Raw genomic sequence first — 23725 nt, 5'->3', positions numbered from 1 at the left:
TTAAACCTGTCGCTATCTGCGTTAAAAATTTCTGATTTAGAACAACTAAATAACGAAATTTTTGCCTTGCTATCAACGAGGTTTTATTGCCTCAAAATAGATCACTTAATTAAGCGAATTGGTATAAAACGATTATTTAAAACTAAAAAGCCCGCTTGATGCGGGCTTTTTGATAGTTTTTTTGTTAGATAAGAGCTGTTTAATCAAGCACTTTCGCGTCGTTTGCTTTATTGAGTAAGCTGCGGCTTTGCGTTAAGAAATGTGCAGTTGCATCAGAGAAGTATTCTTTTGCATCAGCAAATGCGGCAATCAATGATGCTTTATCCCCTTCTTTTAACTTTTCTAGCGTGTCTGCAAAAGTATCTTGGTAGTTGGCAAGCAGTGCTTCTACATCGTCGAATTGCGCTAACATGATGTCAGAGTAAAGCTCTGGCGATTGAGCAAATAAGCGCCCTACCATCATTAACTCTAATTGATAAATGGGTGATGAGCAGCTGCGAAGCTCTGCGAGTGTATGGCTTTGCTTGGCAAGAAACTGGCCATATACAAAAGTTGTTAAGTGGCGCATAACCTGAATGATCTGCATTGCTTCATCGTGTTTTTTAGCATCCATTTCAACTACTTGGCAGCCCCAAACTTGTAGTTGTGCCATTAACCCTTTAGCCACTTCATGATCTCGCCCTTCACACACCACAACCGTTTGTTTTACCCAATGTGAAATATCTGGGCCAAACATAGGGTGTAAGCCAACTACAGGGCCGCTATGAGCCGCCATAAGTGCTTTTAAAGGTTTTTGCTTAACAGAGGTAATATCAACCAGCAAACAGTCATCATCAAGTGTTGGTAATGCTGCGACAACTTGCTCAAGTGCATTAATTGGCACACTGACAAGAACCAATTTTGCCCCTTTTAATATCGTTTCACTTTGTGCTTGCTGTGCTTTATCTAAAATACGCACTTCATAACCTGAACGAGTAAACTGTTGAGCAAATAGCTGACCCATGGCACCTTCACCACCAACAATTACAATAGGTGATAACTGAGGCGCAACACAAGCAAGGCTACCTTGCTGATTCTGATAGGCTTCACGCATCATACGACGCAGGATATCTTCAACTAACTCAGGGTTAACCCCTTGTGCGATTGCTTCTTTACGACGTGCCGCGAGTAAATCAGCCTCGCGATCAGGTGCATGTAATGGAGCACCGATTTGTTGCTTAATTGCGCCTATTTTTTCTGTAATCCCATTACGCTTTGCCAGTAATGCCACCAATTGCGCATCACATTCATCTATTCCTGCTCTTAAATCAGCTAGATCATTCACTGTTACCACGTTACTACACCTCAAACCCTAAAAACGTAAATATTTATATACAAAAAAGTAAAGCTTTTAATACAAATTATAGTAACAGGATAATAGCCAAAGCACAAAGCCCTAGCGCTCTTGTAGCTTAGCTTATAAAGGGATAACAGATAAGTTAGAAGGGAGTACTTGGGTATTATACAGGGAGGTAAAATTATTTTAGTGGTATAAAAACCAAAACGGGTTGCAACCTAAGGCTGCAACCCGTTTTATTTTGCGTTGTAAAACAGCGCGTATTAGTTAAGTTTTTCTCTAATACGTGCAGATTTACCAGAACGCTCACGTAGATAGTAAAGTTTCGCACGGCGAACTGCACCGCGACGTTTAACTGAGATACTATCGATAAGAGGGCTGTGCGTTTGGAATACACGCTCAACACCTTCACCGCTCGAGATTTTACGAACTGTGAATGCTGAGTGAAGACCACGATTACGCTTAGCGATTACAACACCTTCAAAGGCCTGTAGACGCTCTTTGTTACCTTCTTTTACACGTACCTGTACAACTACTGTATCACCAGCGCCGAATGCTGGTACGTCTGTTTTAAGCTGCTCTTCTTCAAGCGCTTTAATAATATTTTGGTTTACTTTTGCCATTATATTTCTCACTTTCCTAGGTGTAACTGTCTTCTAGCCACAAGCTTGTTGGTACTCTTGCTGAAATTCAGCAAGGAGTGCCGCTTGCTCCTCAGTCAGAGCTAGGTTATGCAACAAGTCAGGACGACGAAGCCAAGTTCTACCAAGTGATTGCTTTGTGCGCCACTTAGCGATTTCTTGGTGGTTTCCGCTGAGTAATACAGCAGGCACCTGTTTATCATCCAATGTCTCTGGCCGTGTATAGTGAGGACAATCAAGCAAGCCATTCGAAAATGAATCCTGCTCAGCTGACTGGTTATGACCTAACACCCCTGGTACTAATCGTGCTACTGCATCAATTAGCGTCATCGCGGGTAGCTCACCACCACTTAAAATAAAATCACCAATTGACCATTCTTCGTCAACGTATGATTCTATGATTCGCTCATCTATACCTTCATAGCGACCTGCAATTAGAATCAGCTTTTCTGATTGTGCAAGCTCGCTTGCACCTTGCTGATCTAATTTGCGCCCTTGCGGGGACATATAAATTACTTTTGCACCATCACCTGCCGCTTTTTTGGCGTCAAGGATAGCTTGTTTCAATGGTTCAACCATCATTAACATGCCGGGACCGCCCCCGTAAGGACGATCATCCACAGTTCTATGCTTATCAGTGGCATAGTCACGTGGGTTCCAACAGTTAAAGTCGATTAGACCATTTTTAACTGCGCGACCTGTTACCCCTTGGGTGGTAATCGCATCAAACATGTCCGGGAAAAGGCTTATCACCCCTACCCATAGCGAACTCGTTTGTGACATTAAAACCCTGGGTCCCAGTCTACGGTAATTTCTCTTGCATCATGTTTAACTTCTTTAATAACAGAATCTGTTAAGAAAGGAATTAAACGCTCTGCTTGGCCAAATGCATCTTTTTTGTTTGCTTTCACAACCAAAACGTCATTTGACCCTGTCTCCATTAGGTCATCAACAGTGCCTAAGTTATAACCTTTATCAGTTATAACAGACATGCCGATCAGATCTCGCCAATAGAATTCACCTTGCGGTAATTCAGGTAGCTGCGCTGCATCTACTGAGATTTCTGCATTGGTTAAAGCCATTGCTTCGTCTCGGTCGTTTACTTGCGCAACTTTAGCGATAAAGCCTTTGTTGTGGCGACGCCAGTCGACCACTTCTAAGGTCTGCCATTTACCTTGCTGCCCTATCAACCATGGGCTGAAATCGAAGATCCCTTCGGGATCATCAGTAAATGAATGCACCTTAAGCCAGCCCTTTATACCATACGGGGCACCGAGCTTTCCTACTGTAATATACGAGGTGTTCTCTTGACTCATGGTTACTCTTACGCCTATTAAGCCGCTTTACGAGCGTCTTTAACTAACTTAGCTACGCGATCTGAAAGAGATGCGCCTTGACCTACCCAGTGATCAACACGAGATAAATCTAAACGTACTTTTTCTTCCTGACCAGAAGCGATTGGGTTAAAGAAACCTACTTTCTCGATGAAGCGACCGTCACGCGAGAAACGGCTATCCGCAACCACAATTTGATAGAAAGGGCGTTTTTTAGCGCCACCACGTTGCAAACGAATAGTTACCATACCGTCCTCTACATTAGATTGACTGTTTTCATTAATAAGATTTACTCCCCAATACGGGAAGCTGGGGAATTGTACGAGTTTTTTGCAACATTGCAAGTAAGAACTGCTGCAAAATGTAAGTTTAGTTGATTAAACACTGATCTGGGCTTTAAATCTTACATGCAGCTAACAACTACGCATAAATTATCTACAAAAAAAGGAGCTATATGCTCCTTTTTATACACTTAATAAACAGCACTATTAAAATTTAGGGCCGCCACCCATCATACCTGGTGGTAACATGCCTTTCATGCCGCGCATCATTTTCTTCATGCCACCTTTGCCTTTCATCTTCTTCATCATCTTCTGCATTTGCGTAAACTGCTTAAGCAGTTTATTGATTTCTTGCACCTGAGTGCCAGAGCCTGCAGCAATACGTTTTTTACGCGAGCCTTTGATGATTTCTGGGCGAGCACGCTCTTTTGGCGTCATAGAGTTGATGATAGCTTCCATTTGTACGAAAGTTTTATCACCCATCTGGCCTTTTACAGCGTCTGGTAGGTTTTGCATGCCTGGCAGCTTATCAAGCATCGACATCATACCGCCCATGTTCTTCATCTGACGAAGTTGCTCAGCAAAGTCATCTAATGTGAAACCATCACCTTTAAATACTTTTTCGGCAACTTTGGCTGCTTTTTCTTTATCTACTTTCATTTCGACTTCTTCGATTAATGAAAGTACATCACCCATACCTAGGATACGAGAAGCAATACGGTCAGGGTGGAATGGTTCAAGAGCATCAGTGCGCTCACCCACACCCATAAACTTAATTGGCTTACCGGTAATATGACGAATAGATAATGCAGCACCACCACGGGCATCACCATCCGTCTTAGTTAAGATCACACCACTTAGAGGAAGCGCCTCATCAAATGCTTTTGCAGTGTTTGCCGCATCTTGACCTGTCATCGCATCAACAACGAATAAGGTTTCGATTGGGTTAATCGCACTGTGAAGTGCTTTGATCTCGTCCATCATGGCGTTATCGACGTGTAAACGACCTGCGGTATCAACTAATACCACATCAATGAATTTCTTCTTCGCGTGCGAAATCGCATTGTTTGCAATATCAACCGGCTTTTGTGAAATGTCACTTGGGAAGAATTCAACACCCACTTCATCAGCCAGTGTTTCAAGCTGTTTGATTGCTGCCGGACGGTAAACGTCGGCACTCACAACTAATACAGATTTCTTTTTACGCTCTTTTAAGAATTTAGCTAGTTTACCAACACTGGTCGTTTTACCAGCACCTTGTAAACCCGCCATCATTACGACCGCTGGCGGCTGTGCATTAAGGCTTAGCTCTTCGTTAGCTTCACCCATGGCTTTTTCAAGTTCTTCACGAACAATCTTAATAAAGACTTGGCCGGGGCTTAAGCTTTTTGTTACTTCAACACCTACGGCGCGTTCTTTAACTTGCTTAACGAACTCACGAACAACAGGTAATGCAACGTCCGCTTCCAAAAATGCCATGCGGACTTCGCGTAATGTATCTTTTATATTGTCTTCAGTTAGGCGTCCGCGGCCACTGATATTTTTTAAGGTTTTACCTAAGCGTTCTTGGAGATTCTCAAACATGTAAAGGTTCCGATAAAACGTGTTGCACCTGCAATGTACATAAATCAAACAAGTTTGGCGACAATACAGGCAATATTAAAATTTAATTCCTAGCAGTATACCGTAAATGGTGGTCGACAATACAGTGTTCAAGTGTGCAGTTTGAGTTTCTTTTTACAAACTCTATGCTTTTGCCTTGCTATAAAATACAATGGCATCAAAGAGACAAGGATTTATCGATATAAATTAAGTGGCCAAAACACGATGATTATTAGTTTAACTATTATTGCTAGTTTGTTTTATGTGTTAGCAACGTCACATGTGCTATCACGCCTTTTTCACAAACAAGGTCCAAGCCAAAAACTCACAGTCATTCTTAGTACTGTGGCTATCCTTGCTCATATGCTATTACTGGTTAATTCAGTTTTTCGTGCTGACGGCCAAGATTTAAGTATCGTCAACGTTGCCTTATTAACCTGTTGGGTCATTGTGGTGTCGGTGACTGCTGTGTCTCTCAAATTCCCCGCGACTTTATTGTTGCCAGTTGTTTATGGTTTTGCAGCCTTACTGACCCTTGCCAGCTTGTTTATACCGCATCATGTGATTTTGCAATCAATCGATGTTGAGCTTGGTTTAGTTACTCACATATCCTTATCACTGCTAGCCTATTGTGTTTTGATAATCTCAACACTTTATGCGGTCCAGTTCTACTTTATTGATAAGCGCCTCAAACGCAAAGACTTGGCAATTGTACACAGCCACCTCCCTCCTTTAATGGTGGTTGAGCGTCAGCTTTATCAATTACTCACGCTGGGTACTATCTTACTGACTTTTGCTCTCCTTTCTGGGTTTATCTTCTTAGAGGGAATGTTTGCCAGTGAGTTTATCCACAAAACGGTTTTATCGTTAATTGCTTGGCTAATTTTCACTGTGGTCACTGTAGGTCACTTACGCCAAGGCTGGCGTGGTAAGCCTGTGGTATTTTCGATCATGATAGCCGCTTTTATCTTGTCACTTGCTTATTTTGGCAGCCGTTTCATCCAAGAAGTGGTTCTAAATAAGTTTTAACTTGACTCAGCAAGCTGTCTCTAGCTTAATATGCATTGATTTATAAAAAAAGGATCCATCCTTGGACGACATATCGACTAGTACCCTGTTTATTATATTGGGATTATTGATACTTATTTCTGCTTATTTTTCTGGTTCTGAAACTGGAATTATGTCAATCAACCGTATTCGCCTGCGTCATCTTGCTAAAGAAGATCATCGTGCAGCGAAGCGCGTCAGCAAACTATTAAGTCGCCCTGACAGACTCATTGGTCTGATCTTAATTGGTAATAACCTTGTAAATATCGCTGCAGCACAGGTTGCAACGATTATTGGTATTCGTTTGTATGGTGATCTCGGTATCGCTATTGCAACGGGTGCGCTAACGCTGGTTGTTTTAATCTTTGCCGAAGTAACGCCAAAAACACTTGCTGCGCTATACCCAGAGAAGGTTGCTTTTCCAAGCTCAATTGTGCTCAAAGGCCTATTGAAAATCCTTTTCCCGTTTGTGGTTATCGTAAACTGGATGACCAACGGCATGTTACGCTTGTTTGGTATTACCACAGCACAAATCGAAGAGCACAGCTTAAGTAAAGAAGAACTAAAAACTGTGGTGAACGAATCAGGTGCACTATTACCTGCTCGCCACCAAAGCATGCTGACTTCAATTTTAGATTTGGAGCAAGTCACTGTTGAAGATATCATGATCCCACGCAACGAAATTGTTGCTATCGATATCAATGACGATTGGAAGCTTATCAGCCGCCAACTTACTCATGCACAGCACACCCGAGTACTGTTGTATCGTGACCAAATTGATGATGCTGTTGGCTTTATTCACTCACGTGATGCACTGCGCCTATTAACTAAAGAGCAGTTTGATAAACCATCACTACTGCGTGCGGTACGTGAAATTTACTTTATTCCTGAAGGCACATCACTGAACACGCAACTACTTAAGTTCCAGCAATCAAAAGAGCGTATTGGCTTAGTTGTTGATGAGTATGGTGATATTCAAGGTCTAGTAACGCTTGAAGATATTCTTGAAGAAGTAGTGGGTGACTTCACTACAACGCAAACGCGTACACCGAGTGAAGAAGTAACAGAGCAAGATGATGGCTCAGTACTTGTTGATGGCGGTGCTAACATTCGTGATTTAAATAAAGAAATGGGTTGGGAGCTACCGATTGATGGCCCGAAAACACTAAGTGGTTTAATCGTTGAATACTTAGAGGACATCCCAGACTCAAACCTAAGTTTGCGTATTGCCGGCTACCCTATTGAAGTTATCGAGATAAAAGAAAATATGGTGAAGTTAGTTAAAGTTATTCCAAGTAAACGTACAGAATAATTTTCTACACCACCTAAACAAAAGGAGTAGCTTGCTACTCCTTTTTTGTTACTTATAGCTGAATTACCTCTGAAGATTCACATTTTATTAGCTATCCCGCACAACCAAACACGAATTCCTCTACTATTATTTCCTTTTGCATATATTGATATAAAAGGGAAAATAATGGACGAAATATCAATCGAGAAAATCTATAACCAAGCTATCGAATTGCTGATGCTTTACGGGCCAAAGTTTATTCTAGCAATACTGGTTTTAATTATAGGTTGGTGGTTAATTGGTAGAATTGCCAATATGGCCGAAAAATCAATGAATAAGGTCAAGTTCGAAGTTGGCCTTACGCACTTTTTAGTGTCCTTTATCTCAGTCATTTTAAAAGTACTGTTGCTGATATCTGTTGCTTCTATGATTGGTATAGAAACTACGTCGTTTATCGCAATGCTTGGTGCTGCTGGCCTTGCGGTCGGCATGGCACTTCAAGGTAGCCTTGCTAACTTTGCAGGTGGCGTGCTTATTCTGTTCTTTAAGCCTTTTAAAGTTGGCGATGTAATCGAAGCGCAAGGCTACATGGGTACAGTTGTTGAGATACAAATTTTTGTCACTGTTTTACTCACCTACGACAATGAAAAAATCATTATCCCAAATGGCACGCTCTCAAATGGCTGCGTTAAGAATAAGTTTTCAGAGCCAACACACCGCGTAGCTATCGAATTTGGCATTAGTTATGGCGATAATGTTCATAAAGCCCGTGATGTGCTTATGAGCGTGCTTAATGACTATGATTTAATACTAAAAGATATAGAAGATAAAAAACCATCGGTTCATGTTAGCCAGCACGGTGAAAGCCATATTGGCATGTTGGTATGGGCGTGGGTTGAGTCTGATAACTACTGGCCAGTGTATTTTGGCTTATACGAACGCGTTAAAATTGCCTTTGACGCTGCTGATATCACAATTCCATTCCCGCAAAGGGATGTCCATATTCACCAGTTTCCTGGTAAATAACTAACAAAAAGCCCGCTAATTGATGCGGGCTTTCTATTTATGCATTAACTAAATAAGCGTTCAAACCAGTTTTTGTCTAAATCGGCTTCACACTTTTTAAGTTGTGCACCATAGCGGCTAGCTCGATGTTTAACTTTATTAGCAACGCTCATTAGCCATTTTTTACTTTTATAAGTGCCTCGCTTATAGCCGCCCCACCCTTCGTGGTAATTTAGGTACTGCGCGTAGGCGTCCCATTTCGATATACCATTTACTTTATGAGTTTTGTAAACGAACCAAGCCATAAAGTCGATAGCATCATCAAAATCATCTCTGTCTGCACCGCTGTTACCTGTTTCACGAATGTAATCTGACCATGTTGGGGTTTTTGCTTGAGAGTAGCCATATGCAGAGCTAGCACGTCCGATTGGAATAACCCACAAGAAATATTCCATTGGTGGCGCTGCATCATGGCGGAATGAGCTTTCTTGATACATCATGCTCATTAGCACATGTTTTGGCGAACCCCATTTTTCTTGTGCATCACGAGCATCGTAATACCAGTCAGGTTTTTCTTCAAAAATCTTACATATATCATGAGGTTGCTCAGGGGGAGCCGTTGCACAACCAGCCAAAGATGCGGCCAGCGATAAAATAATTATACTTTTTTTCATTTTTTTATGGATCTCGCTGAACTTTTTCTCATCAGGTCAGTCTGAACTTATGAATGCAGCAGTATAGCATTGTTTCATCCCTGAAGAATCTTTGACGCAGCCTCCCTAGGCTGCGTTTTTTTATGCCTTCACAATACTAAGCTTTAGCAAAATAGTCATCTAAAAATGCAGTGAAAGATACACTATCTGCTGCTTTAACTTCACGCTCTTTAAGTACAGAGTCAGCCGCTTGCTTTGCCAAAAATGCTTGATCATAAAATTGGTAATCAGCATCAAGGTGGCTTTGCTTGTACTGCTGTGCAAGTGCTAAAGCGAAGTGACCATTATCTTGGTTCTCTTTTGCCAGCGCACTAACATATTTGCCAGAGAAAGTTTTACTTGGATTGTTCACCCAAGTTGCAAGCTCAGCTATGGTTTCGCTGTAATAACTCACGCCATATGCATTATCCATGTAACGAGCAACTTCAGATAGCTGAGTAAAAATTGTCTCAGCCCAATCTGTTAGACGCACCATCTCACCCTGCTTGTTAAGTAAAAGCTCTGGGTCTCGACCTTCATTGACAACCGCATCAAGGTTAGTGGTGCTTAACTTTTGCTCTTGCCAATCCATTTCTGGCGAGTCATTTAATAAGCAATAAGTTAAGAATACGTCTAAGAAACGAATTTGTTGTAAATCGATACCCGTTTCGCTAAACGGGTTAACATCAAGCGCACGTACCTCGATGTATTCTATACCGCCGCGAAGTAATGCATCGGTTGGTGTTTCGCCCGATGCTGCATTGCGCTTAGGACGAATTGGCGAGTAAAACTCGTTTTCGATTTGCAGAATATTTTTATTTAACTGCTTTGGCTCAGCACTCGTGTAGTCATCTATATGACCATAAATATCTGATGGTGTATGAATCGCCTCTTTTAAGCCTGCTACATATTCTTCGAGTGAGTTATACATAACACGTAAAGACGATTGTGCACTGTTAGTGTAACCAAGGTTACCCAAACGCAGTGCTGTGCCCACTTCTAAATAAAGAGTACCTTTACCTAGCTTTTTGAATGGTAAATCAGTTTCGCGCCCTTGTAAGAATGAACTACATAATGCTGGTGATGCACCAAATAAAAAGCTGATCAACCAAAGCTCACGCTTAAAGTTACGAATAAGCCCTAAATAGCCATTCGAAATAGACTCAGCTAATGTACCTTGGTTGCCGTTTAAGCTATACAGGCTTTGCCATAAGCTCTCTGGGAAAGAGATATTGAAATGCACACCGGCAATGGCCTGCATCATGCTACCATAACGGTTCTTTAAGCCTTCACGATAAAGTGTTTTCATGCGGCCAATGTTTGAGTCACCAAACTGTGCGAGTACAATGTCATCTTGATGTTCAATAAAGCATGGCATACTGATCGGCCATAACAGCTCATCGTCCATCTGCGATAAGGTGAACTTTTGCAAGTCTTTTAGCTGCGCGAGTGTTTGCTCTGCAGATGTACTAACCGGCGTGATAAATTCTAATAATGATTCTGAAAAATCAGTGGTGACATGATCATTCGTTAAAGCGCTACCAACGCCTTGTGGATGACCTTGCTGTGAGATAACACCACTTGGTTTTATCCTTAATGCTTCTCGCTCGATACCACGTTGAATCCCATTAATTGCGTTAGGAAATTGTGCCGTTAACGCTTCTAGCGTTTTATTTAAATCATGTTTTATCAAAAATGCTTCCTCGAGCCGCGTGGCTGTAATCCTAAGTGTATGGGGGCAAAAAACAATTACTCAAGTCAGAAATATCAGTTTCATTATTTACCCATACACTTGAAGCTCAATCTTGCCATTGTGAGTCACAATATACAATTGCTTTGGTGGCACTTCATTGTTGCTAAAACGGTTAAAAATACAATTTAGGCTTTTTCCTTGAGGATATTAGACCTTTTAACTAATATAAAAGAATGAGGCTAAACATAATAATTCAGGCAAGATATTGTTTTAGATCAAAGGGAAGATGAAATTATTAAAAGTTTCACAGTTAACACTATGTCCCCCCTTCCCTTACATTTTTCTGAGACTATAATCCGCACACCATAAAAAAGTATATTTCGAGGACTCATATGCGTCGTGGGCAAGAAATCGTCAATCAAGAAGTGACATACTCAGATAATCAAGAGCTTGTCTCTACCACAGATTTACGCGGTGTAATCACATACGTAAATAAGGAATTTTGTACTATAGCAGGTTACACCGAAGAAGAGCTTCTCGGAAAAAATCATAATATTGTACGCCACCCAGATATGCCTAAAGCGGCATTTAAAGAGATGTGGGAAAAACTTAAAGAGGGCCACTCTTGGCGTGGCATGGTAAAAAACCTCTGTAAAGATGGTCGCTACTATTGGGTCGATGCGTTCGTTACGCCTATTTATGAACATGGCCAATTAGTTGGCTATCAATCAGTGCGTACCAAACCATCTGAGCAATTAAAAACCCGTGCGATGGCACTGTACACTAAAATTAATGATGGAAAATCTATCGCATCATTTCGTGAGAATATTTCACTTAGACAAATAGTGTCTGCGATTTTATTGGTTGCAGGTATTGTTGGGTTAGCAATGACCACCTCATGGATGGTTGCTTTAACCGCATGTGTCCTTGTAGCACTACTTTTTGCGTTAAATTATGACGAACTCGTTGTTACGCCAAGCAACTTAAAGCAGCAACGTGCAGAGTTTGATTCAGTATCACGTTATGTATATTCAGGCTCTCATCCATTTAGTATTGCTGCCTATAATCAGCAAATGTTGTTCGCTAAGCTTAGAACTGTGTTGGGCCGTGTTAAAGACTCTACATACTCATTCAAAGACATTGCTACCAACTTAGATAAACAATCGTCACTCACCGAGCAAGGTATTGCTGCACAAGGTCAACGTTTAAGTGATATTGCTACGGCAATGACACAAATGAGTGCCACTATTGGCGAGATTTCAGCTAATACCCATCACACTGCTGATAAGGTTAAAACCACTTACCAAAGCTGTAACGATATCAAACTGCATATTGAAGATAATAGCAGCATGGTGTCTGATCTAGCTAACCAAGTAGAGCAAGCAGCCACTACCGCTAATTCTCTTGCTAGTGAAGCCGACAAAATAGGCCAAGTAATGAGTGAGATTGAAGGCATTGCTGAACAAACAAACTTATTAGCGCTGAATGCAGCAATTGAAGCAGCACGTGCCGGTGAGCATGGCCGTGGTTTTGCGGTTGTAGCAGATGAAGTACGCGCACTTTCTTCACGTACTCAAAATGCGACAGCACAAATTCACAGCTCAATTAAAGAGATCCAAGATACGTTATTTAGCTGGTCTAAAGTGATGCAATCAACTAAAGCACAAGCAGATAGTTGTGTTGATACGACTGCTCACACTCAAACGGAGCTTGCGAGCATCTTCGCGCAAATTGATGAAATATCAGGCCTTGCAACTGAAATTTCGACGGCTGCTGAGGAACAACAAGTTGTCAGCACCGATATACGCGAAAATGTAGAAAGCATTAAAGGACACAGCGAAGAGAACTTAAAGCTTAGCTACAACGTGGCTAAAGATGCAGCGGGGCTTGTTGAAGGCTCACGCAAAGTTAACGATATGCTGTTAACCTTTAAAGTTTAAACTTAACTGATACAAAAAAGCCGCATCATAAATGACGCGGCTTTTGTTTTTGGGGCTAATTAGCGACTCGAGAAAACAAGTCCATTCTCATCAGCATCAATATGGATGATGGCACCTGGTTGGTAATCCCCACCGAGCAGGCGCTGTGCTAATGGGTTTTCAATGGTATGTTGAATAGCACGTTTTAAAGGCCTTGCCCCATACACAGGATCAAAACCACTTTCAGCGATACGGTCTAAAGCTGCATCCGTAACTTCAAGAATGTAGCCTTTTTCTGTTAATCGCTCACGTAGCTTACTTAACTGAATGTCAGCAATTTCTTTAATGTGCTCATTCGCAAGTGGATGGAATACCACGGTTTCGTCAATGCGGTTAATAAACTCAGGGCGGAACTGACTGACTAATACGCCCATCACTTTTTCTTTTAACGTCGCATAATCATTTGAACCTGCTTGCTCTTGGATAATATCTGAACCCAAGTTAGAGGTCATGATGATCACGGTATTTTTAAAATCAACGGTACGGCCCTGACCATCCGTTAAGCGGCCATCATCAAGCACTTGCAGTAAGATGTTAAATACATCTGGGTGCGCTTTTTCGACCTCATCCAATAAAATGACGGAATACGGACGACGGCGTACAGCTTCAGTTAAATAGCCACCCTCTTCATAGCCAACATAACCCGGAGGTGCACCGACTAAACGTGCCACCGAATGTTTCTCCATAAACTCCGACATATCAATGCGCACCATGGCATCTTCAGTGTCAAACATGAAGCTGGCTAGTGCTTTGGTCAGCTCAGTTTTACCCACCCCTGTTGGGCCTAAGAATAAGAATGAGCCGATTGGGCGATTTGGATCAGCAAGCCCTGCGCGAGAACGACGAATTGCATTTGCAACAGCTACAACAGCTTCATCTTGACCAATCACTTTGTGGTGTAATTGATCTTCCATTTGCAGTAGCTTTTCACGTTCGCCTTGCAGCATTTTCGATACCGGAATACCTGTCCAACGCGATAAAATCTCAGCGATTTCATCTTCACCTACTTGGTTTTTAAGTAAGCTCATTTCTTGCATTTCTGCTTGTGAAGCAAGGTCGAGTTTGCGCTCAAGTTCAGGGATACGACCATATTGCAGTTCAGACATGCGCTGTAAATCGCTGGCACGGCGCGCCACATCTAAATCAAGACGTGCCTGCTCAAGTTCTGCTTTGATTACTTGCGTGCCTTGCAGTGAGGCCTTCTCAGCATTCCACACTTCGTCTAGTTCGCGGTATTGCGCTTCAAGTTCAGTGATCAGCTCTTGCATTTCGGTACGGCGCTTTTGACTCGCTTCGTCTTTTTCTTTCGCCAACGCATTGTCTTCCAGTTTTAACTGAATAATACGACGCTCTAGCTTATCTAAAGACTCTGGTTTTGAGTCAATTTGCAAACGAATTGAAGAACCTGCTTCGTCAATTAAATCTATTGCCTTATCTGGTAATTGGCGATCGCTAATGTAACGATGCGAAAGCTGCGCCGCAGCAACAATGGCCGGATCGGTAATATCAACTGAGTGATGCAGCTCATAACGCTCTTTTAAACCACGTAAAATCGCAATGGTGTCTTCAACCGATGGTTCATCAACAAACACCTTTTGGAAACGACGCTCAAGTGCCGCATCTTTTTCAATGTATTGACGATACTCATCAAGAGTTGTAGCACCCACGCAATGTAACTCACCACGGGCAAGTGCAGGCTTTAACATATTACCCGCATCCATTGCTCCGTCTGTTTTACCTGCGCCTACCATAGTATGAATTTCATCAATAAAGAGGATGACTTGGCCTTCTTCTTTGGCAAGTTCATTCAATACTGATTTTAAACGCTCTTCAAATTCACCACGGTATTTAGCACCAGCAACCAAAGCACCTAAATCGAGCGATAATACTCGCTTGTTTTTTAAGCCTTCAGGTACTTCACCATTGATAATACGCTGTGCAAGGCCCTCAGCAATCGCTGTTTTACCTACACCCGGCTCACCAATTAACACCGGATTATTTTTAGTACGGCGTTGTAATACTTGGATAGTACGACGAATTTCGTCATCACGGCCAATGACAGGGTCAAGCTTACCTTGCTCTGCTCGCTCAGTTAAATCGATGGTGAATTTTTTTAATGCCTGACGAGTTTCTTCAGCATTTGGGTCTTCTACTTTTTGGCCACCACGAATGGCTTCAATTGCAGATTCGATCTTGCTAGAAGTAATATTCAGCGCTTTAAAAATATCGCCTAAAGGGCCTTTATCATCACACGCGGCAAGAACAAACAACTCACTCGAAATGAATTTATCTTTTCGTTTTTGAGCATATTTATCGCATAAGTTAATTAATGAAATCAGGTTATTTGACAGCTGAACATCGCCACCAATACCTTCAACTTTAAACAGTTTCTCGATTTCTTGGGATAACTTAGTATTTAACTCATCAGCACTGACGCCTGCTTGTGCAAGTAACGCACGCACACTTGAACCATTTTGCTGAAGCAATGAATACATTAAATGCACAGGCTCAATAAATTGATGATCGCGCCCAAGTGCTAATGACTGCGCATCTGAAAGCGCAGATTGAAATTTACTTGTAAATCTATCTAAACGCATAAGGGTTTACCTATTAAAAAATCTAATTGCTTAATTAATGGGTATGCTTAGTGATTTGTTCAAGTAAAAGAAGAAAATTTAATCGCAAAAAAGGCGTATTAATTGCGCCAGATCAAGCTCGCCATACGGCCTGTTTGTCCGTCACGGCGATAAGAGAAAAACTGTGATTTTTCAGTAACAGTACAGTGCTCACCACCATACATTTTGACCACGCCTAATTGTGCTAATTGCTGACGTGCTAATAAATAGATATCAGCCATGTATTTTTCATGTTTGGCTGTAAAAGCTTGTTGATGCTCTGGGTTTTGTGAGCAAAAACACTCTTTAACTTCTTGCCCGACTTCAAATTGTAAAGGACCAATAGCAGGGCCTAACCAAGCAATAATATCGCTTGCTGGCGCTTGAAAGTGCGAAACCGTGTTTGCCAATATACCTTGCGCTAAACCACGCCAGCCACCATGGACAGCGGCGACTTCATCCCCAGAACTCGAGCAAAGCAATACTGGTAAACAGTCTGCGGTCATTATCGCCAGCGGCTGCTTTATTAAACGTGTGTAAAGCGCATCAGCAGAGCGTACTTGGCTTAAGTCAGACTGCTCATCAATTACGACTACATCGCTGCTATGTGTTTGGTTTAACCACACAGCAGGGTTTGGCAGCTGATTTGTAAGTAACGCGCGATTTGCAAGCACGGCTTGCTCATCATCACCAACATGTAAACCCACATTAAAACTATCAAAGGGTGCAACCGAAACCCCGCCCTGTCGGGTGGTACTCAGCGCGCTAACAGTGTTTGGGGCAGTCCATGCTGGTGTGATCATAACGCTTAAAACTCGATATTTGGGTTTGCTTTAGTATCAGCGCGCAAAGCTTCTGTCATAGCTGCCATATCATCTGGAATTGGCGCTTGCCAAGTCATTAGCTCACCAGTGATTGGGTGCGCAATTGATAGCTTTACAGCATGTAATGCTTGGCGTTTAAAGTCGCGTAGCATTTGAAACAGCTCAGGTGTAGCACCTTTTGGCGGGCGCGGACGACCACCATACAGTTGGTCGCCAACTAATGGGTGATTTAAATAAGCCATGTGTACACGAATTTGGTGAGTACGACCTGTTTCTAGGCGTAAACGTAGGCGTGTATGTGCACGGAATTTTTCTGCAACACGGTAATGCGTCACAGCTGGTTTGCCCATTTCATGCACGGCCATGTGAGTACGCTTTGTCGCATGACGACCAATTGGTTTTTCAACCATGCCACCAGCTGTCATTGTGCCGTTACAAATTGCTTCGTATTCACGGGTGAAGTTTTCACGCTTTTGTAATGCAGATACTAGGTGTGTTTGTGCCGGAATTGTTTTCGCCACGACCATTAAACCTGTGGTGTCTTTATCTAGACGATGCACAATACCTGCACGAGGCACATTAATGATGTCAGGGTAATGATGTAGCAAAGCATTTAATACCGTGCCATCTGGGTTACCCGCCCCTGGATGTACTACTAATCCCATAGGTTTATTGATCACCAAAATATCATCGTCTTCATAAACGATGTTTAATTTGATATTTTGTGCCTCATATTCACGAGGGGCTTCGATGGTTGTTTCTACACTCACCACTTCGCCACCGAGAAGTTTTTCGCGCGGTGTGTTTAATATTTCGCCGTTTACAGTGATTTTATCATCCAAAATCCACGTTTTTATACGTGAACGAGAATAATCAGGGAACAATTGCGCTAATACTTGGTCTAGACGTTTACCGCCAAGGTCAATTGGAACCTCGGCTTGGAGAGAAATTTGCTCTGACATTAGTAACTTTACCCAATTTACCAGTGCAAGCTGTGCTCGACTGGGTTAGAATCGCTTTAATATAATACGTATAGTTTACTCGGTTTTCCTCACTTGGCCTAGCCGAAGACATCGAAGGTAAGAAATAAAATGATAAATAAAATAGGGAAACGTGCGTTCGCCATAGTTTTTTCAGTATCTGTACTTGGCTTAGGTGCCTGTTCATCAGCACCAGATCAAGAAGATATCCAACGCGTTCCTAATAAATCTGCGCAAGCTTTATATGAAGATGCAAAACAAACATTAGATTCTGGCTTATATGCGCGTGCAATTGAGCTATTAAGTGCTATTGATTCTCGCTACCCTTTTGGTCCTCTATCAAAACAAGTACAAATGGACTTAGTGTTTGCGCATTATCAAGCAGGTAATACTGAACAAGCACTCGCAACTATCGACCGTTTCATTCGTTTAAACCCAAACCACAAAGATTTGGATTACATGTACTACATGCGTGGCTTGGTGAATATCAAAGCGGATGAAAACGCATTCCAAGAATATTTTGGTGTAGACCGTGCCGACAGAGATGCAAACCGTACTCGTGTCGCATTTACTGATTTATCAACGCTTTTAAAACGTTTTCCTAACAGTGCCTACGCACCAGAAGCGAAAAAGCGTTTAGTGTGGCTACTGAATAAAATGGCGCGCTACGAGTTAAAAGTTGCAGAATACTACTATGAGCGAGAGGCGTACCTTGCTGCAGCAAACCGTGGTAAATATGTGGTTGAGCACTACTCACAAAGCAGCTACCTTGATCAAGCACTGGAGATCATGGAAAAAAGCTATAACAAGCTTGGCTTACCTGAGCTAAGTGAACATGCTAAAGCAACGCGAGAAGCTAACAAGCGTTAAAATAGACTAAAAGAAAAAAGGCGCCTTAGGCGCCTTTTTTAATGTTTGCGGTTGAATATACCCAAACCACCTCAAGGTGCGAGTTTCAGTTGGAATTAAATCGCGTCTTCATCTTCTTCAGCGGTACGAATACGTACGACACGCTCAACGTCAGTGACAAAGATTTTACCGTCACCAATTTTACCTGTTTGCGATGTTTTAACGATAACATCGATAGCACGGTCAACATCTTCATCGCTTAATACGATATCTAATTTTACCTTAGGTAAAAAGTCCACCATATACTCAGCACCGCGATAAAGCTCGGTGTGTCCTTTTTGACGGCCAAAGCCTTTTACTTCGCTTACCGTCATACCTGTGATGCCCACATCTGATAATGCTTCGCGCACATCATCAAGCTTAAATGGTTTAATAATTGCTTCGATTTTTTTCATTTCGGATTACTTATTATTTCTCGATTGCCTCGATTTTAGACAATCCCATTGCTGATGGCAAACAAAGCTATGAATTACGGTGATTAAATCAGCAATCATGATATTATTAAACAAAGTGATTCAAAATAGAGACAACAATGAAATCATTACAACGGGGTTTTACATTATTAGAGCTAATGGTCACGCTTGCCATTGTGGGTATCGTTGCACTGATAGCACTATGGGATAGCTCAGACATGCTTGAAAATGACCGTGCAGAGAGCTATTTGTTAGAGTTAAAACGCACACTCAGTTTTGCACGCGCAAAAGCAACAAGTAGTGATGCAATTATTGTTGTTTGTAGTGGCAACACTTCAAGAGTTGAAAGTAACAGACGAGTTCCATGTTTAAACGATTGGAGCCAAGGTACTGTATTCGTCTTTTTCGATTCGAATCAAAATGGCGTTTATAACCCAAGAGTTGGCGATATCATTTTAAGAGTCATGGAAGAAGTTCCAGAAAGCAGTCAGTTAAATTTCACTGGAGATAATTCTATTATTTTTGATACCAGCGGTATGCTCACGTCAAGTCAAGGAAAGTTCACTTACTGCCCTTCAAAAGCTGATGACGATAATAACAAACAACTAGAAGTACTTACCTCAGGGACTGCTTTATATATTGGTACTACGACAGATGTCTGTAATTAAGCTTGGTAAATTGACAGCCCACACTCTCGAATTATAGTTAAATAAACAGTCGCAAATTTGGAGTCTTCAAGGATGAAGGCATTTACAACTCTGCGCAGCCTCAATGGGGCGACGTTAATTGAAAGCCTCTTAGTGCTATCAATTTTATCACTCCTGCTGCATATCGCCTTATTTGAATATAAGCCACTTCTGGCTACAAACCGTTTAGAAAGCAACATGCAAACGGTGAAAAGAGCACTGCAGTTTACTCGCCTAAAAGCGCAAACAAATGATGCCTATGTCACCTTCTGCGCCTTAAAACACAACAGATGCAACAAAGCTATATGGCACAAATCGTTAACCGTTTTTGTAGACAAAGGCGAACTAGGTGTATTTGAAAGTGGTGATACTAAACTAATGGAAATCGAAGCAATAAGTAAGTTCGACATGCTGACGTACCAGCGTCATGCAGTTACGTTTAGCCCTGCGGGTATGCCGATGGGATTAGGCAATGGCACTTTTACCTACTGCCCAGAATATAGTAAAGCAAGCCTCAAAGGGCTTGCAATTAGGGTCAGTCCGATAGGCCGAGTTAGATTAATTGATACAGATAGGTGCCAAACTGATAATTAATAAAGCTTATTTACCCCAACAGGTGCTTGAGTCAGCAGAACCTGTTGACGTTTTTAAACCTGTATCAGAAATAGACAATGTTTCACATTCAGCATCTTGTAATGGTGGGCCAGATTTAGGTGTTGCCTTAAATGTAAATGTACCTGCATCATTATCTACCTTAACACTAATGGTATAAAAGTTACTTTCTGTTGTCGTAGAAACACCTAAATCAGCAATTGTGCTTGTATATTCTCGGTTATCGACAAAGTATTGCTCTTGTTTATTAGCTGCATCTAATAACGAAGTAATTGCCTCAGTTCGAGCGGTACGTTTTACGTGCTCAAAATAACTAGGAATAGCAATGCTAGCGATGATCCCCAAGATAGCTACAGTAATCATCAGCTCGATTAGCGTAAAACCATTATGACTCTTTGTTCTTATAAAGTTCATATTTTAAAAACCTATATAATTGTTTTTTAGAGGAATTACCTCTATTTGTTCTTATCTTAGATGGCTAACAATAATTATGCAATTAAGGCGAGTATTTAAATAGCTACCACATGCTCTGCCTTAACATGTAAGGCAGAGCAGTCACTTAGTGTTTTATTGGCTATTATCGTTTCGCTCTTGCTTATAAATGAAAGTTTGTTGTGTTTTAAAGCCAAAGCCAATAGGTACTGCATCACTTACAAGTTTAATTTTACCATCTTCGATAACTAAACCTGGACCTTGGATCTCTTGTACTTTCAGTGGATTTTGCTCACCTTTGATACCTGGACCAATGGTTAAAAACTGGCTTTGCTCTTTAACCTTTTCATCTGTGTTGTCATCACAGTAACCATCGCTATTACCATCAACACAGCTGTCACCTACACCAAAATAAAGTTGAGGAGTATCAGGAACATCATTCGAGGTAGTAAATTTCAAGCTGTCATACACTTTTGTACCGTAATGTAAGTGGAAAGCGTATAAACTTCCTGAACCACCAGTTAGTGAACACTGATTCGCTGTTTCTGTAGATGAAGCTGGTGTATAGGTTGTGAAATAAGCGACACCACCGATAACTGTACTTGCTGCAAGGGATTTTTCACCTGCAGAAGCTAAATTGTAATACCAACCGTGATACTCACCTAACTCAATTTCTAAGTCAGTAAATTTATCAACGTCGTCCAGTGCATTTCCAAATGGATCAGAATCCATATTCATCAAGTCTGCTTGTGTAATTGCTGCGGGTACATCACTACCAAGGAATGGCTGAGTTACCGTATTGATATCACGGATCATAAATAACTGATCGTTGGTAACAGTGCCCGTTGGTTTAGAGCGATTACCACTGCCTATTAGCACAGCATCAAATGGCGTATCAATTCGTGTAGTTACTGTTTCACCATTGACGGCCGTTTCTGATACTTTGCTGAACATAGTTCTTGCAATCAAAGGCTTATAGAAGAAGCGGCGATCTTGGGTTGAAAGTGCACTCCCTAAGCTTGCTAATTTAAAATGTGTCCAGGGGTTTTCTGAATCTGTGGGGCTGTCAGAAGGCATATCAACACGCCACACATCACCGCCTGTATCCGTTGCATATAGCCTATCAATATAGCCATCATAGTCAGAATCTAAGATACTAATATCTGATGCAATACTATGCTTACCTAAAAAGCTATTCTCACTCGGCGTTAATGCCCACACTTTTTTACCCGTTTGCGCGTCAACAATAAAAATACCACGTCCATGAGTGTCGTCTGTACGAATAACATTGTCTTTGTTTGTATCATAACCCGCGCCAAAAATAAGCACTGGTCTATCTTTGTAACCGTCTAGATTCACATACGTCACTGTAGGTTTAGACCAAGTTTGCCCTAATTCTTTAAAGTCGCCTGTGCCACCTACAATTGGTTGATCCCACAGTAGACTTGGCGAGTCTGGGTTAGTTATGTCGAGTCCGTAGTAGTAATTTCCACCGCGTCTTAAGCCAAAGAATGCCCAAACTCGGTCTGAGCCATTTACTACTCCATCACTATTTTTATCATCAAAGAATACTGAGATTGGCCCGTCAACACCATAAACCTTGGTATCTGCTTGGTTATCACGAAGTGGCTTTATTATTTTATACAAGCTTCTGGGGATAAACGCCCAGCTTTCACTTAGCACATCATTTTTATCTTGGAACATGTGCAAGTAACCGGCATTAGTGCCTATTAAAACTCGGATATCATCATTACCATAATCAATTGTTACAGGTTTTGAGTGCAGCGGATCACCAAATATGTCTTTACGTGAATCCGTTGTCGATCCATCTTTGTCTTCATCATCAACATCAAGACCTCTTGACCAATTAATAAGATCTTCAACTTCATCCGGATCAGCTTCAAAATCAACGGCAGCCTTGTCTATAGTCCCGTAATGGAATACAACCCGATAACGGGTAAAGTTAAGCATGCGACCGTTGACATTTGTCAGTACTTTACGCCCTTCATTTGGCACGCTAGAAGAGTTAGACAAATACAGGTTTACACCACCTAACTCAACTGAATTACCATCAGCGCTCTCACCACTAGGCAGCCAAAAAGTTTTAGCGTCTTTATCGATTAAACCATCTTCATTTAAAGCAGGTTTACCATCTCTATCGATAATTTGATCGCCAGATACTTTTAGCTTTTTCAGATTTCCGCGCCAACGAGCCCCTGTTTTAGGATAAAACATCGCATAATAAATTGATTCGCGGCTGCGTGTTTGGTCAACATTGTTACTTGCTATAGATGGTGCCGTGAACGTATCGTTCACTTCTCGAATTTGAGTAATCGTATTTTTAAGGGCTTCAGAAAGTTGCTCTGCAGTATTGGCATGTAGGTACTTACCGCCACCTTCAGCTGCTGTTTCTGATAGTAAGCGCTTACCATTATCACTCATTCCAGAACCAAAACCTATGGTATAGACACGACCTGTTTCGTGAATGTCTGTCGTCGTTGGCCTTAAATCAACTTCAACATCATCAGTACCGTGAATAATCTTTGCAAGCTTGTGTAAATACACTCCGGCAATTTTATCGCTATCACTTAAATAACTACCAAAATACGAATTGTGTAACGCACTAATATTAGAGTCTTGTTCATTATCAGAACCCGCTGACGGGTCACCGTCAGTCATGTAGATTACGTTGACTGAGTTATCACAGCGCTTTACTTCTTCTGAGTTATCAAACGGTGAAATATATGAATAGGTATATTCAATGCGTGGCTCGTACCAACAAACTCTTCTCCACCCCTTACCTGAGCACACCTTAACGGATGTCGTATAAGGCGTTCCTCTTTCTATTGTGGTATCACGAAGTGCGGCATTAACTTTTTCGCCGTAGAAAAGGCTTTGCCCTGTTATATATAGGTAAGCTTCCCATAGTGTTTCAGTCAGTGGTGTCCCGCCATCGGCTGGCAGCCCCGCAATTGTAGTCTTTAAGGCAGATATATCTGACCCAATGCCAGCAAGCACATAGCCACCATTGGTGCTATTAAAACGCATTAAGCCAAAATCGATATCATCGTTACCATCAACCAGTTTAGTGATAGCATCTTGCGCAACGCCTAAACGACTATCTGAACATGGAATGTATAAACCATTTGAGAAGCCACAACTGTTACCTGAACTAGTTGAAAAAGCCATACTACCTGAGGTATCAAAAACAATAAGAACCCGAGGTTTTTCATCTAGATTGGCATTGTGATTGACATATAATTCAATATCTTCAGCGTGACCCAAAAAACTAAACACTGCTAAAGAAGTTAGCAGTATACGTTGAGTTATTTTTTCTAAATTCATCACTTTTC

The 23725-nt window shown here is 41.6% G+C and carries 21 protein-coding genes; 7 read left to right on the top strand and 14 right to left on the bottom strand.

Annotated features, from left to right (window positions below):
- Positions 1–199: 199 nt before the first annotated feature.
- The 6 genes from tyrA to ffh all read right to left on the bottom strand — a co-directional run bounded on the left by tyrA (position 200) and on the right by ffh (position 5176).
- Positions 200–1333, bottom strand: coding sequence for a bifunctional chorismate mutase/prephenate dehydrogenase (gene tyrA, locus EXT43_RS11265; protein ID WP_130167003.1), 1134 nt, complete (start codon positions 1331–1333; stop codon positions 200–202).
- 266 nt (positions 1334–1599) lie between these two features.
- The gene (gene rplS, locus EXT43_RS11260) at positions 1600–1959 is read right to left on the bottom strand and encodes a 50S ribosomal protein L19 (protein WP_054551733.1); all 360 of its coding nucleotides are present in this window, start codon (positions 1957–1959) and stop codon (positions 1600–1602) included.
- Between the two features lie 33 nt (positions 1960–1992).
- Positions 1993–2760, bottom strand: coding sequence for a tRNA (guanosine(37)-N1)-methyltransferase TrmD (gene trmD / locus EXT43_RS11255; RefSeq protein WP_054551734.1), 768 nt, complete (start codon positions 2758–2760; stop codon positions 1993–1995).
- Positions 2760–3293 carry a ribosome maturation factor RimM gene (gene rimM, locus EXT43_RS11250; protein WP_054551735.1) on the bottom strand — a complete coding sequence of 178 codons (534 nt, stop codon included), beginning with the start codon at positions 3291–3293 and terminating at the stop codon, positions 2760–2762. The genes trmD and rimM overlap by 1 nt, the downstream gene beginning before the upstream one ends.
- A 17-nt stretch (positions 3294–3310) precedes the next feature.
- Positions 3311–3559, bottom strand: coding sequence for a 30S ribosomal protein S16 (gene rpsP, locus EXT43_RS11245; protein ID WP_054551736.1), 249 nt, complete (start codon positions 3557–3559; stop codon positions 3311–3313).
- A gap of 240 nt (positions 3560–3799) precedes the next feature.
- Positions 3800–5176, bottom strand: a complete 1377-nt coding sequence (gene ffh / locus EXT43_RS11240; RefSeq protein WP_130167002.1) for a signal recognition particle protein — start codon at positions 5174–5176, stop codon at positions 3800–3802.
- Between the two features lie 243 nt (positions 5177–5419).
- Between ffh and ccsA the strand changes: the two genes are divergently transcribed.
- From ccsA to EXT43_RS11225, 3 genes are all read left to right on the top strand, one after another.
- The gene (ccsA, locus tag EXT43_RS11235; protein WP_054551738.1) at positions 5420–6223 is read left to right on the top strand and encodes a cytochrome c biogenesis protein CcsA; all 804 of its coding nucleotides are present in this window, start codon (positions 5420–5422) and stop codon (positions 6221–6223) included.
- A 61-nt stretch (positions 6224–6284) separates the two neighbouring features.
- The gene (locus EXT43_RS11230) at positions 6285–7553 is read left to right on the top strand and encodes a CNNM domain-containing protein (protein WP_130051057.1); all 1269 of its coding nucleotides are present in this window, start codon (positions 6285–6287) and stop codon (positions 7551–7553) included.
- Positions 7554–7718: 165 nt separating this feature from the next.
- Complete coding sequence (locus EXT43_RS11225) at positions 7719–8558, top strand: mechanosensitive ion channel domain-containing protein (protein ID WP_054561892.1); 840 nt, start codon at positions 7719–7721, stop codon at positions 8556–8558.
- Positions 8559–8602: 44 nt separating this feature from the next.
- On the opposite strand, the gene EXT43_RS11220 is transcribed toward EXT43_RS11225, so the two are convergent.
- Together EXT43_RS11220 and gshA are read right to left on the bottom strand one after the other, a co-directional pair.
- A complete protein-coding gene (locus EXT43_RS11220) occupies positions 8603–9211 on the bottom strand; it encodes a hypothetical protein (protein WP_054551741.1) in 609 nt (202 codons plus the stop codon).
- Between the two features lie 136 nt (positions 9212–9347).
- Positions 9348–10922 carry a glutamate--cysteine ligase gene (gshA, locus tag EXT43_RS11215; RefSeq protein WP_130167001.1) on the bottom strand — a complete coding sequence of 525 codons (1575 nt, stop codon included), beginning with the start codon at positions 10920–10922 and terminating at the stop codon, positions 9348–9350.
- Between the two features lie 392 nt (positions 10923–11314).
- Here gshA and EXT43_RS11210 point away from each other — a divergent pair, with 392 nt between their 5' ends.
- Complete coding sequence (locus EXT43_RS11210; protein WP_063527434.1) at positions 11315–12862, top strand: methyl-accepting chemotaxis protein; 1548 nt, start codon at positions 11315–11317, stop codon at positions 12860–12862.
- A gap of 59 nt (positions 12863–12921) precedes the next feature.
- On the opposite strand, the gene clpB is transcribed toward EXT43_RS11210, so the two are convergent.
- The 3 genes from clpB to rluD all read right to left on the bottom strand — a co-directional run bounded on the left by clpB (position 12922) and on the right by rluD (position 17302).
- Positions 12922–15498, bottom strand: coding sequence for an ATP-dependent chaperone ClpB (gene clpB, locus EXT43_RS11205; RefSeq protein WP_063530032.1), 2577 nt, complete (start codon positions 15496–15498; stop codon positions 12922–12924).
- A 98-nt stretch (positions 15499–15596) separates the two neighbouring features.
- Positions 15597–16319 (bottom strand): peptidoglycan editing factor PgeF, encoded by a 723-nt coding sequence (pgeF, locus tag EXT43_RS11200; protein WP_063530031.1) that lies wholly within the window; start codon positions 16317–16319, stop codon positions 15597–15599.
- 5 nt (positions 16320–16324) lie between these two features.
- The gene (gene rluD / locus EXT43_RS11195) at positions 16325–17302 is read right to left on the bottom strand and encodes a 23S rRNA pseudouridine(1911/1915/1917) synthase RluD (RefSeq protein WP_058585463.1); all 978 of its coding nucleotides are present in this window, start codon (positions 17300–17302) and stop codon (positions 16325–16327) included.
- A gap of 129 nt (positions 17303–17431) precedes the next feature.
- On the opposite strand from rluD, the gene EXT43_RS11190 reads away from it, so the two are divergent.
- Entirely contained in the window at positions 17432–18190 is a 759-nt protein-coding gene (locus tag EXT43_RS11190) for an outer membrane protein assembly factor BamD (protein ID WP_054561898.1), read from the top strand.
- Positions 18191–18285: 95 nt separating this feature from the next.
- Here the strand turns inward: EXT43_RS11190 and EXT43_RS11185 are convergent, their stop codons facing one another.
- Positions 18286–18624, bottom strand: coding sequence for a P-II family nitrogen regulator (locus EXT43_RS11185; RefSeq protein WP_054551748.1), 339 nt, complete (start codon positions 18622–18624; stop codon positions 18286–18288).
- A 137-nt stretch (positions 18625–18761) separates the two neighbouring features.
- On the opposite strand from EXT43_RS11185, the gene EXT43_RS11180 reads away from it, so the two are divergent.
- Together EXT43_RS11180 and EXT43_RS11175 are read left to right on the top strand one after the other, a co-directional pair.
- Complete coding sequence (locus EXT43_RS11180) at positions 18762–19310, top strand: GspH/FimT family pseudopilin (protein WP_130167000.1); 549 nt, start codon at positions 18762–18764, stop codon at positions 19308–19310.
- Positions 19311–19382: 72 nt separating this feature from the next.
- Entirely contained in the window at positions 19383–19922 is a 540-nt protein-coding gene (locus EXT43_RS11175; protein WP_130166999.1) for a GspH/FimT family protein, read from the top strand.
- Positions 19923–19928: 6 nt separating this feature from the next.
- Here the strand turns inward: EXT43_RS11175 and EXT43_RS11170 are convergent, their stop codons facing one another.
- A complete protein-coding gene (locus EXT43_RS11170) occupies positions 19929–20354 on the bottom strand; it encodes a type IV pilin protein (RefSeq protein WP_058585466.1) in 426 nt (141 codons plus the stop codon).
- 153 nt (positions 20355–20507) lie between these two features.
- Entirely contained in the window at positions 20508–23717 is a 3210-nt protein-coding gene (locus EXT43_RS11165; protein ID WP_130166998.1) for a PilC/PilY family type IV pilus protein, read from the bottom strand.
- Between the last annotated feature and the right edge of the window lie 8 nt (positions 23718–23725).

The organism is Pseudoalteromonas sp. CO109Y (assembly GCF_004208935.1).
In the GTDB taxonomy this organism is placed as follows: Bacteria; Pseudomonadota; Gammaproteobacteria; order Enterobacterales; family Alteromonadaceae; genus Pseudoalteromonas; species Pseudoalteromonas shioyasakiensis.
Note: the sequence above shows the minus strand (reverse complement) of the source record. Positions and strands in the feature narration are given on the sequence as shown.

Bases quoted from the DNA above. Each gene is read 5' to 3' on its own strand.
- rplS (WP_054551733.1), bottom strand. From the start codon at position 1,959: ATGGCAAAAGTAAACCAAAATATTATTAAAGCGCTTGAAGAAGAGCAG.
- trmD (WP_054551734.1), bottom strand. From the start codon at position 2,760: ATGTCACAAACGAGTTCGCTATGGGTAGGGGTGATAAGCCTTTTCCCG.
- rimM (WP_054551735.1), bottom strand. From the start codon at position 3,293: ATGAGTCAAGAGAACACCTCGTATATTACAGTAGGAAAGCTCGGTGCC.
- rpsP (WP_054551736.1), bottom strand. From the start codon at position 3,559: ATGGTAACTATTCGTTTGCAACGTGGTGGCGCTAAAAAACGCCCTTTC.
- ffh (WP_130167002.1), bottom strand. From the start codon at position 5,176: ATGTTTGAGAATCTCCAAGAACGCTTAGGTAAAACCTTAAAAAATATC.
- ccsA (WP_054551738.1), top strand. From the start codon at position 5,420: ATGATTATTAGTTTAACTATTATTGCTAGTTTGTTTTATGTGTTAGCA.
- EXT43_RS11225 (WP_054561892.1), top strand. From the start codon at position 7,719: ATGGACGAAATATCAATCGAGAAAATCTATAACCAAGCTATCGAATTG.
- EXT43_RS11220 (WP_054551741.1), bottom strand. From the start codon at position 9,211: ATGAAAAAAAGTATAATTATTTTATCGCTGGCCGCATCTTTGGCTGGT.
- EXT43_RS11210 (WP_063527434.1), top strand. From the start codon at position 11,315: ATGCGTCGTGGGCAAGAAATCGTCAATCAAGAAGTGACATACTCAGAT.
- clpB (WP_063530032.1), bottom strand. From the start codon at position 15,498: ATGCGTTTAGATAGATTTACAAGTAAATTTCAATCTGCGCTTTCAGAT.
- pgeF (WP_063530031.1), bottom strand. From the start codon at position 16,319: ATGATCACACCAGCATGGACTGCCCCAAACACTGTTAGCGCGCTGAGT.
- rluD (WP_058585463.1), bottom strand. From the start codon at position 17,302: ATGTCAGAGCAAATTTCTCTCCAAGCCGAGGTTCCAATTGACCTTGGC.
- EXT43_RS11190 (WP_054561898.1), top strand. From the start codon at position 17,432: ATGATAAATAAAATAGGGAAACGTGCGTTCGCCATAGTTTTTTCAGTA.
- EXT43_RS11185 (WP_054551748.1), bottom strand. From the start codon at position 18,624: ATGAAAAAAATCGAAGCAATTATTAAACCATTTAAGCTTGATGATGTG.
- EXT43_RS11180 (WP_130167000.1), top strand. From the start codon at position 18,762: ATGAAATCATTACAACGGGGTTTTACATTATTAGAGCTAATGGTCACG.
- EXT43_RS11175 (WP_130166999.1), top strand. From the start codon at position 19,383: ATGAAGGCATTTACAACTCTGCGCAGCCTCAATGGGGCGACGTTAATT.
- EXT43_RS11170 (WP_058585466.1), bottom strand. From the start codon at position 20,354: ATGAACTTTATAAGAACAAAGAGTCATAATGGTTTTACGCTAATCGAG.
- EXT43_RS11165 (WP_130166998.1), bottom strand. From the start codon at position 23,717: ATGAATTTAGAAAAAATAACTCAACGTATACTGCTAACTTCTTTAGCA.